The sequence below is a fragment of the Ralstonia sp. 1B3 genome, assembly GCF_036631435.1.
In genome coordinates this window covers 120,691-129,659 of record NZ_JAPNUG010000027.1, presented here as the reverse complement: position 1 = coordinate 129,659, position 8,969 = coordinate 120,691, and the positions used below count along the sequence as shown (strand labels likewise).

Below are 8,969 nucleotides of genomic sequence, written 5' to 3'. Positions count from 1 at the left end.
CACGCGTTTGCGCATGTGTTCATCGTCCAACACCCACGGAGCGCTGACCTCGCTGAGGTGCCGCGCGAGCGCGTCGCGGTGGTCGGCACCTTCCGGCAAACCCAGGCGCGCAGCCAGCAGGCCGGCAACGACATCATCGATCTCAACGTCGAGGTGCTTCGCGTCAATGGTGAGTTGTAGCTTCATCGTGGCGATCGAACCTGAAAAAGGCGGCACCGCCGCAAAACCGTGCGGCGCCGAAATGCAGTTGCACTGGCCGGCGAACCGGCCAGTCGATGGCAGCGCAACTGCGTGGTTCAGTAGTCCATCTCGGGTGCCGGCATTTGCGCGGGCTTGTCTTCCTTCGGTGCGTCCGCGATGGTCGCATCCGTGGTCAGGATCAGCCCGGCGACAGACGCGGCATTCTGCAGCGCCGTGCGCGTGACCTTGGTCGGGTCGACGACGCCCGCTTCCACGAGGTCGCCGTACTCGCCGGTGGCCGCGTTGTAGCCGTAGTTGCCCTTGCCTTCGGCAACCTTCGCAATCACGACGGAAGGCTCTTCACCCGCGTTGGCGACGATGGCGCGCAGCGGAGCCTCCAGCGCGTGCTGCACGATCCGGATACCGGCATCCTGGTCGCTGTTGGCGCCCTTGAGGTTCAGCACGGCAGAGCGGGCACGCAGCAAGGCCACGCCGCCACCCGGCACGATGCCCTCTTCGACGGCCGCACGGGTGGCGTGCAGCGCATCGTCGACACGGTCCTTCTTCTCTTTCATCTCGACTTCGGTCGCCGCGCCCACCTTGATGACGGCAACGCCGCCGGCAAGCTTCGCCACGCGCTCCTGCAGCTTCTCGCGGTCGTAGTCGCTCGTGGCTTCGTCGATCTGCACGCGGATCGACTTGACGCGCGCGTCGATGCTGGCCTGGTCGCCGGCACCGTCGATGATGATGGTGTCGTCCTTGCGAACCTCCACACGCTTGGCCCGGCCGAGGTCTTCCAACGTGGCCTTCTGGAGCTGCTTGCCGGTTTCTTCGGAGATGACCGTTGCGCCGGTGAGCACGGCAATGTCTTCGAGCATGGCCTTGCGGCGGTCGCCAAATCCGGGCGCCTTCACGGCGGCGACCTTCAGGATGCCGCGCATCGCATTGACGACGAGGGTGGCGAGCGCTTCGCTCTCCACATCCTCCGCCACGATCAGCAGCGGCTTGCCGGCCTTCGATGCAGCTTCCAGGATCGGCAGGAGGTCGCGGATGTTCGAGATCTTCTTGTCGTGCAGCAGGATCAGCGCGTCGTCCAGATAGGCCGCCTGCTTGTCCGGGTCGTTGATGAAGTACGGGCTGACGTAGCCGCGGTCGAACTGCATCCCTTCGACCACGTCCAGCTCGTTGTCGAGCGACTTGCCATCCTCGACCGTAATGACGCCTTCCTTGCCGACCTTCTCCATGGCCTCCGCGATGATCTTGCCGATGGCCTCGTCCGAGTTGGCCGAAATGGAGCCCACCTGGGCGATCTCGCGGTTGGTCGAAATCGGCTTCGACAGATTGCGAAGCTCATCGAGCACGGCGGCCACGGCCTTGTCGATACCGCGCTTGAGATCCATCGGGTTCATGCCGGCCGCCACGTGCTTCATGCCTTCCTGCACGATGGCCTGGGCCAGCACGGTGGCCGTGGTGGTGCCGTCACCGGCAATGTCCGCGGTCTTGGACGCGACCTGCTTGACCATCTGCGCGCCCATGTTTTCGAAGCGGTCCTTCAGTTCGATTTCCTTGGCGACAGACACGCCGTCCTTGGTGATGGTCGGGGCGCCAAAGCTGCGCTCGATGACCACGTTACGGCCCTTGGGCCCGAGCGTCACCTTCACGGCATCGGCAAGAACATTCACGCCCTTGACGATACGGACGCGCGCGCTGTCGTGGAACTTGACGTCTTTTGCACTCATGTTTGTTGCTCCGGATAAGTCGTTGACTCAACACGTCGCGAACAACCGGCCTCCTTGCGTGTCCGGCGGTATCCGGCGGTGTCCGCGAGCGGCTCGAGGCTTCAGGCGGCCTTGGCAACCGCCTCGGCGTGGGTTTCGATGACGCCCATGACGTCTTCTTCACGCATGACGAGCAGTTCCTCGCCATCGACCTTGACGGTCTGCCCGGCGTACTTGCCGAACAGCACCTGGTCACCGACTTTCAATTGGAGTTCGCGCTGCGTGCCGTCCTGAAGCAAGCGGCCCGTGCCGACCGCGATGACTTCACCCTGCTCGGGTTTTTCTGCGGCGGAATCAGGAATCACAATGCCCGAGGCCGTCGTCCGTTGCTGTTCGATTCGCTTGACGATAACCCGGTCGTAGAGGGGACGAATCTTCATTTCCATCTCCTGAGCGATAGATCACCAAAAAAGGGAATCCGACTTGCACGCCGTTCAAGCAGGGCGCCCGGCAGGGCAGGCAAGCCGTGCCAAAGACTTGGCGGAATGCAAAATAGAAGCGCCCCGCCGCGAGTTCAAGAGGCGAAAAACAGCGACTTTGTAACAAAATGTTTCAAGGCAAAAGGATGCGCCGGACGGCTCCCAGGCGATAGACCGTACGGCCGCGTGCCGGCCGCTGGCGCGGTGTCGGCGGTATCGGCAGCACAGGACACGGCGGTTCCCGTCCGCCATCAGGGCCGAGCGTGTCGTCCGGCTCATCAAGCTGCCGCCACACGCCGCCCTTGACGGGTCGGAACAGCCAGCGCAGGTAGCCTGCATCAGCGGCGAGCTGCATCAGCTCGGCGCGATCGGGCGCGCCGTCGATGAGTGCCTCGTCCGCCGAAGCGCCGTCGTAATCGCCGAATGCCTGGCGACATGCCAGCGCTTCACCCGCGGACGCGCCCACCACGTTGCAGCCGCGTCGCTCGACACGCTCCAGGTCCCATGCGCCGAGCTGCCAGGCGGCATCGAGCAGCGCCTCGTCAACGGCTTCGACGCAATGCCAGGCGTGCGTCAGTTGAATGGCCGAGCCCGGCACGGAGCGCGGCGGAATGTCGATTCCCGGTAACACGAGCGGACTGGCGCGGCGGAATCCGTGCCAATGCAGGATCGCCACGAGCGGCGTATTCGGTCGCCGGGCCGCAGTCACGGTGACCGCGACCAACGGCAGGCGCACCGCATCCATCTGTTCGTGCACTGCGTTGAAAAGGTCCATGAAACCTCCGAATGACGTATCGAATGGCCTCTTGAAATTTCCGCTTGCCTCCCTATTTTAGGTGTCGTCAAGCAGTCGCGGTTCTCGCGCTGCGTGTTTCGATTTGTTTGTCAGTGGCCCGCCACGGACGGATGAACTGGAGCGCGTAGTTCGGTTCAGTCTCCGAGCGGGCCCCACCAGGAGCCAGCCATGAGCGATCTGTTTTTGGCACCGATCTGCTGGGCGAGTTCGACCGCCTGCACCGGCAGATGGCCAGTCTCTTTGCGGGCGTGCCCGCCAGCCTGCGCGCAACGCGCATCGGCACCTTTCCTCCCGTCAACATTGGCAGCACCGATGACTCCATCGAGATCGTCGCCTTCGCGCCGGGGCTCGACCCCGCGCAGATCGACGTCTCGATCGACAAGGGGCTGCTGACGATCAGCGGCGAACGCAAGCGCCCGGATTTCGAGATGACCGACGATACGCGCGTGTATGCCGACGAGCGTTTCACCGGCGCGTTCCGGCGCGTGATCGAGCTGCCACAGGACGTCGACCCCGAGAAGGTCAATGCCCGGTACGTCAACGGCTGCCTGACCATCAGCGTCGGCAAGTCGGAGGCATCCAAGCCGCGTCAGATCACCGTGCAAGGCTGAGCCACAGCTTGCGCAAGCATGAAGGAGCACATCATGAACGACACCACACAATTGGCGACCCAGGCGCAGCCGGGTCATGCCGCGGTCGCAAAGCAGCCGGCAGAACAACCCGCCGCACGCCAGACGCACCTGGCGCCGCCTGTCGACATCTTCGAAAACCGCCAGGGCATCACGCTGTTTGCCGACCTGCCTGGCGTGCCGCGCGAGAAGCTCGATGTGCGCGTGCAGGACGGCACGCTCACGGTCGATGCCGAACTGATGGTGCCCACGCCGTCGGGTCTGCGTCTGCAGCATGGCGAAGTTCGGCACCCGCATTTCTCGCGCACCTTTGTGCTGAGCCCCGACTTTGACGCCTCGCGCATCGATGCGCAGTTGCGCGACGGGGTTCTCAAGCTGACCATCCCGCGCCGCGACGAGGCGAAGCCGCGGCGTATCGAAGTCCACGCCGGCTGAGCGCATCACCGGTCGCTGTTTTGCCTTGCAAGCGGGCGCGCTCCTTGCGCGCCTGCATTTGGCACCGTGCCCCCTGGTTACGGTTGTTTGTTACTAGGAGACAAAGATGCTGAGTGCACACGAATTTGCCACCCTGATGTTGCTGAGCCAGTCGCCCGAGCAGGTCGACATGAACCGCGCTGAATTGGATGCGTTGCTGGAGCGGCAGTTGGTCATGCTCGAGCGTTCCGCCGAAGGGCAACGCCACCGTGCGCGGCTCACCGATACCGGACGCTCCGTGCTGCGAGCGTTGAACCGCGTTGACCGCCATGAACGCACGGCAGCCGGATCGACGGCCGTGGAAGACTGATCGACCGGCACGCATCTCACGCGGCGGCCTGCCTGTGTCGCCCGTGCCCCATCGCCGCTAATGCAACGGCTCCTGAGACAGGTGCACGGCCGATTCCCATCGGGTGACGTGGCACATCTCGCAACGCTGCGCCGGACGTGCGCGAGCAGCAACCGTGAAGCCGCAGCTCCAGCAAGCAAAATATCCATCTGCACCCAACACATCGAGCAGTGAACGCTCCATGTCCGCCCTGACTGTCAGCCCAGGGCGTTCGTGTTTGCGCCAGACAATGCTGATCGCGCCCGACGCCTCCAGGTACGCACGCCGTAGCTGGCCCAGGTGGCCGACATCGGCAGCGCGCAGGTGGGACGCCAGCATCTCGCGCGACATCTCGCACCGCTTCAGCTCGTCCAGCAGCATCCGGCCGTCTTTCACGAGGATGGTGACATCGCCCTGCTCCAGCACCTCGAAGCGGCGCCAGCGCAGGCCCGCTTTGGCTGTCAGCCGCTGCAAGACCACCACCGCGACGAGCACCACCGCTGCCGGCATCACGCCTTGCGACGGCACCTGGATCGGCCCCGCGATGGCCGCGCCCAGCATCAGGACGACGGCCAGTTCCGTGATGCTCAGTTGCGCTGCCATCCGCTTGCCCATCAACCGCATGGACACGAGCAACAGCACATAGACCAGCACCGCGCGCGGCACCACCTCCATCAGGAACGACCACGATGCATCGCCGACCAGCAAGCGCTCGATAAAGTCCATCAGCACTCCACTTCCGTGACGGCATAGGTCCAGTCTCTTGAGCCGCAGCGGTCGCATCGGTGTCCGTGCAGATCTTCCTTCTCGATCGTGTTGCCGCAAGCAATACAGGCGGACCAGCCTTGCATGCGACCTTCGGCGCGCAGCGTTTCGTCAATAACAGGCAGGACAGACAACCCCGGGCGCGCGGGCCGGGCAGGAATAAACGAGAAAGAACCCGATGGCTCCATGTAAAGCCGACTGATCTGGCCGAGGTGCTGCCAGCCCTTGATGCGCATCGCCTGGAAGACCTTCTCGCGCGGCATGCCCGAGCGGGAAAGCTCGGCGTGGTCGAGGCACCCGTCGGAGGCGAGCAACGTCACATCCGTAGAGAGCAGCGTATCGAAGCGCCGATGCGTGGAGCCAGCGCGCGCGAGTACACGCTGCAGTGCGATCGCCACGGCGGCAATCACAAGCGGCGGCAGGAGTCCGCGCTCGGCAGTCTGGAGCGGCACGCCGATGGCGGCTGCAAGCGTCACTGCAATGGATATTTCGAACAGCGTGTATTGCCCTGCGACACGTCTGCCGAGCAAGCGCATTGCCACGATGAGCAACACATACGTGAGGCATGTGCGCAGCAGCACTTCCGGCAGGAAGCCGGCGGATGCATCGCCAAAGAAAAAGCGATACCAGTCGACGAGGCTCAGAGAAAGGTTGTGCATGGCTGGGAGGGCGGACCGCGGGCTGTCGGCCTATCCGCATTGCGCGTGCCCACGCGGCGCCTACTCGATGGCGCCTCCAAGCCCGAGCCAGCGGGTCAGCCAGTCAACCACCCGCGCGGCAGCGTCTTCGCGATAGGAGGGTCGCCCCGATTCAAAGAAGTGATGCCCCGCGCCCGGATACAGGACAAGCTCGGCCGGGGCCGCTTCGCTCCTGGCGAGCGTTGCAAAGAGCTGTTCGGATTGACCGCGCGGGCAGCGTTCGTCGTCCATCCCCTGCAACAGCAGCACCGGTGTCGTGGCGCGCGGGGCATGGTAGATGGGCGACAAGGTGTCGTAGGTGTGCACGGCCTCCCACGGACTGCCGCCCAGCGCATACGGGTCCGCATAGGGGCCGGAGTCAGACGTGCCAAAGTGACTGCGCAGGTCAGCTACAGGAGCCGACACCACCACCGCTTTCAGCCGGTCGGTGGTACACGCTGCCGATGCCGACAGATAGCCGCCATAGGACTTGCCGGCCGCCGCGATGGCGCCGTTGTGCGCGCCCTGCTCATGCAAGGCATCCGCCACGGCCAAGTGCTGCGGAAGATCAAGCTCGCCCCAACGACCACGCAGCCTGTCGCAGAAGGTGCGTCCGAAGCTGCTGGAGCCCACGGCGTTGACAGCCACAATCGTCCAGCCGTGAGACCAGAGAATGTTCCAGTAAGGATGCGAGGCATAGGCCAGCAGCACATAGCTTGCGGGGCCGCCATGAAAGTCCAGCAATAGCGGCCCGGCGGGACACGGTTGGGGTGGGCGGATCACCCAAGCCCAGACGGTGTCTTCCCGGCCTTCATCGGTTTGCACCACAAACGACTCGTAGCGCACGTCGGGGCGGGTTCGCTCGTACCACCACCCATTGGTCGCGCTCACCTGTTGCTCGTGTTCGCCGCTGTGCAGGCATGCATAGAGCTGCTCGGGCTCTGCGATCGATGTCGCGCAAAAGTACAGGCGGTCCTGCGTCATGGCCATCGCAGAGACATGCCGCTGCCCCGCCACCAGCGTCTGGTACGCCCCCGACACAACATCGATACGCGCCACCTCCTGCAGCCCGTTGCGGGCTGCGATTACATAGACCGCGTCCGAGCCTTCGGCCCAGCTCAACGATTTTCCTGAGACGATTTCCAAGTCTTCACTGCCCAACGCGCTGACTTGCCCGCTTTGCAGATCCACCAGCCAAAGGCGCGTCTGCGCGTCGCCGGCGGATTCACTGCCGGCAAACACGAGGCGCCGCCCATCCGGAGAAGGCTGAGGGTCCTGCACGATCGCGACCTGCTCCGTCAGTTGGCGCATGTCGGTGCCGTCTTGCCGCACCACCCAGATGTCGGTGCGATGCGTCAATCGTCCTTCGCGCGTCCGCGTGTAATACACGGTTTGCCCGTCCGGACTCCACGCCGCGTGTCGCACTTCATACCGACCGTTCGTCAGTTGGCGATGTGCGCCGCTTGCAGCATCCACCATGAACAGGTGCGCCCGGGGATTCAACGTAAAACCGGCGCCATCGAGCTTGTACGGCACTTCCGTGATGACATGCACGCCCTCCGCACGGCGCTTGCCGTGGGTCGCGTCAGGAGGGTCAACCTCGATCAGCCCAACCGCCAACAGCGACTTGCCGTCGGGTGACCACATGAAGCTCTGCACGCCATGCGGCAAACGGCTGACCTGCCGCGCCTCTCCGCCCCGTAAGGGCACGCTGTAAATTTGCGGCGCGCCGCCATGCCGATCGGAAAGAAACGCCAGGCTGCTCCCGTCCGGCGCCCATTGCGGGGCGGTCTCCAGCGCTGTCCCGGCGGTCAATTGCCATGGAGTTTCTTCACCGCCCGCGATCCAGATTGCCGAACAGTACGTGTCGCCATGAACGGATTCCACGCAGTAGGCAACGCGGTCGGACATCCGACACGCCGCTACGTCTGTGATGCGCTCATAGCGCGAGATATCGTCGATAGAAAACGGGCGTGTCATGTCGTCCTCGCACAAGAAAAGGCCCCGCCGGCGCTGTAGCGGGGCGGGGCCGGGTCGCGTCAGTACTCGCGCTTATTGTTGGCGGCGCTCACGGTCTTCTTCACGGCGCTCGCGGTCCTCTTCCCGGCGGCTTTCCTGGCGCTCTTCACGGCGGTTCTGTGCCGAGCCACCCTCTTGGCGATCTTCATCGCGGCGGTTTTCCTGGCGCTCATCGCGGCGGGATTCGCTGCGGTTCTCTTCAGTGCGGTTCTGGTTGGTCATTGCTTGCTCCGTGGTTTTGCTCAAGCCCTTCGCCTGCGCCCTCAGCTTCCAGCAACGGCTGTGCCGCGTGGCGGCCAGGCGGAAAAGGCAAGACGTTCAGCCCGCAGGCCCGTTCGTTGCGTTGCCGTTCGCTCCACCCAATCAGGAGCGAACATGACTACGTCTGCCCAGGAGCACCTACTCGACTGGCTGCGCGATGCGCACGCGATGGAACAGCAAGCGGAGCAGATGCTGCGCGCACAATCCGGCCGGCTCGAACACTATCCGGAGCTGAAGGCGCGGATCGACCGCCATATTGAAGAGACGCTGGAGCAGCAGCGTCTTGTCGATTCGTGCATCCGGCGCCTCGGCGGAAGCACCTCCGTCGTGAAAGACATCACCGCCCGTATTGCGGCATTTGGCCAAGGGCTGAGCGGCATGGTGGTCTCGGACGAAGTCGTCAAAGGCTCGATGGCGAGCTACGTCTTCGAGCATATGGAAATCGCCTCCTACACCAGCTTGCGCGCGGCCGCCGAGCATTGCGGCGACGCCGAGACCGTGCGCGTTTGCGACGCCATCCTCCCGCAAGAGCAGGCCATGGCGGCCTGGCTGGCCGAGCATCTCGCGTCCGTCACGACGACGTTCCTGACCCGCGCCGAGACCCCGGGCGCGGAAGCCAAGCGCTGATTTCGCCCTTTCCACT

The 8,969-nt window shown here is 64.3% G+C and carries 12 protein-coding genes; 4 read left to right on the top strand and 8 right to left on the bottom strand.

Annotated elements, in window-relative coordinates; all coding sequences use genetic code 11:
- The 4 genes from OWR21_RS08190 to OWR21_RS08175 form a co-directional block, all read right to left on the bottom strand.
- A partial coding sequence (locus OWR21_RS08190; protein WP_332394969.1) for a hypothetical protein occupies positions 1-186 on the bottom strand: 186 nt, incomplete at its 3' end.
- A 110-nt stretch (positions 187-296) separates the two neighbouring features.
- Entirely contained in the window at positions 297-1,919 is a 1,623-nt protein-coding gene (groL, locus tag OWR21_RS08185; protein ID WP_147213954.1) for a chaperonin GroEL, read from the bottom strand.
- Between the two features lie 101 nt (positions 1,920-2,020).
- Positions 2,021-2,338, bottom strand: a complete 318-nt coding sequence (locus tag OWR21_RS08180; RefSeq protein ID WP_004628765.1) for a co-chaperone GroES — start codon at positions 2,336-2,338, stop codon at positions 2,021-2,023.
- A gap of 172 nt (positions 2,339-2,510) precedes the next feature.
- Positions 2,511-3,152, bottom strand: a complete 642-nt coding sequence (locus OWR21_RS08175) for a diguanylate cyclase (protein WP_147213953.1) — start codon at positions 3,150-3,152, stop codon at positions 2,511-2,513.
- A 248-nt stretch (positions 3,153-3,400) separates the two neighbouring features.
- Between OWR21_RS08175 and OWR21_RS08170 the strand changes: the two genes are divergently transcribed.
- The 3 genes from OWR21_RS08170 to OWR21_RS08160 all read left to right on the top strand — a co-directional run bounded on the left by OWR21_RS08170 (position 3,401) and on the right by OWR21_RS08160 (position 4,586).
- Positions 3,401-3,784: an Hsp20/alpha crystallin family protein gene (locus OWR21_RS08170; RefSeq protein WP_332394968.1), complete on the top strand. Its 384-nt coding sequence runs from the start codon at positions 3,401-3,403 to the stop codon at positions 3,782-3,784.
- Between the two features lie 33 nt (positions 3,785-3,817).
- Positions 3,818-4,237 (top strand): Hsp20/alpha crystallin family protein, encoded by a 420-nt coding sequence (locus tag OWR21_RS08165; protein ID WP_147213951.1) that lies wholly within the window; start codon positions 3,818-3,820, stop codon positions 4,235-4,237.
- A 106-nt stretch (positions 4,238-4,343) separates the two neighbouring features.
- Complete coding sequence (locus OWR21_RS08160; protein WP_147213950.1) at positions 4,344-4,586, top strand: hypothetical protein; 243 nt, start codon at positions 4,344-4,346, stop codon at positions 4,584-4,586.
- A gap of 57 nt (positions 4,587-4,643) precedes the next feature.
- Here OWR21_RS08160 and OWR21_RS08155 read toward each other — a convergent pair whose 3' ends face one another.
- From OWR21_RS08155 to OWR21_RS08140, 4 genes are all read right to left on the bottom strand, one after another.
- A complete protein-coding gene (locus OWR21_RS08155; protein ID WP_332394967.1) occupies positions 4,644-5,330 on the bottom strand; it encodes a DUF421 domain-containing protein in 687 nt (228 codons plus the stop codon).
- Positions 5,330-6,028: a DUF421 domain-containing protein gene (locus tag OWR21_RS08150; RefSeq protein ID WP_332394966.1), complete on the bottom strand. Its 699-nt coding sequence runs from the start codon at positions 6,026-6,028 to the stop codon at positions 5,330-5,332. The genes OWR21_RS08155 and OWR21_RS08150 overlap by 1 nt, the downstream gene beginning before the upstream one ends.
- Before the next feature lie 60 nt (positions 6,029-6,088).
- On the bottom strand, positions 6,089-8,026 hold the full coding sequence (locus OWR21_RS08145; protein ID WP_332394965.1) for a S9 family peptidase: 1,938 nt from the start codon (positions 8,024-8,026) through the stop codon (positions 6,089-6,091).
- Positions 8,027-8,098: 72 nt separating this feature from the next.
- A complete protein-coding gene (locus OWR21_RS08140) occupies positions 8,099-8,287 on the bottom strand; it encodes a hypothetical protein (protein ID WP_332394973.1) in 189 nt (62 codons plus the stop codon).
- A gap of 153 nt (positions 8,288-8,440) precedes the next feature.
- Here OWR21_RS08140 and OWR21_RS08135 point away from each other — a divergent pair, with 153 nt between their 5' ends.
- Positions 8,441-8,953, top strand: a complete 513-nt coding sequence (locus OWR21_RS08135) for a ferritin-like domain-containing protein (protein WP_147213944.1) — start codon at positions 8,441-8,443, stop codon at positions 8,951-8,953.
- The last annotated feature ends 16 nt before the right edge of the window (positions 8,954-8,969 follow it).

Bases quoted from the DNA above. Each gene is read 5' to 3' on its own strand.
- groL (WP_147213954.1), bottom strand. From the start codon at position 1,919: ATGAGTGCAAAAGACGTCAAGTTCCACGACAGCGCGCGCGTCCGTATC.
- OWR21_RS08180 (WP_004628765.1), bottom strand. From the start codon at position 2,338: ATGAAGATTCGTCCCCTCTACGACCGGGTTATCGTCAAGCGAATCGAA.
- OWR21_RS08175 (WP_147213953.1), bottom strand. From the start codon at position 3,152: ATGGACCTTTTCAACGCAGTGCACGAACAGATGGATGCGGTGCGCCTG.
- OWR21_RS08170 (WP_332394968.1), top strand. From the start codon at position 3,401: ATGGCCAGTCTCTTTGCGGGCGTGCCCGCCAGCCTGCGCGCAACGCGC.
- OWR21_RS08165 (WP_147213951.1), top strand. From the start codon at position 3,818: ATGAACGACACCACACAATTGGCGACCCAGGCGCAGCCGGGTCATGCC.
- OWR21_RS08160 (WP_147213950.1), top strand. From the start codon at position 4,344: ATGCTGAGTGCACACGAATTTGCCACCCTGATGTTGCTGAGCCAGTCG.
- OWR21_RS08155 (WP_332394967.1), bottom strand. From the start codon at position 5,330: ATGGACTTTATCGAGCGCTTGCTGGTCGGCGATGCATCGTGGTCGTTC.
- OWR21_RS08150 (WP_332394966.1), bottom strand. From the start codon at position 6,028: ATGCACAACCTTTCTCTGAGCCTCGTCGACTGGTATCGCTTTTTCTTT.
- OWR21_RS08145 (WP_332394965.1), bottom strand. From the start codon at position 8,026: ATGACACGCCCGTTTTCTATCGACGATATCTCGCGCTATGAGCGCATC.
- OWR21_RS08140 (WP_332394973.1), bottom strand. From the start codon at position 8,287: ATGACCAACCAGAACCGCACTGAAGAGAACCGCAGCGAATCCCGCCGC.
- OWR21_RS08135 (WP_147213944.1), top strand. From the start codon at position 8,441: ATGACTACGTCTGCCCAGGAGCACCTACTCGACTGGCTGCGCGATGCG.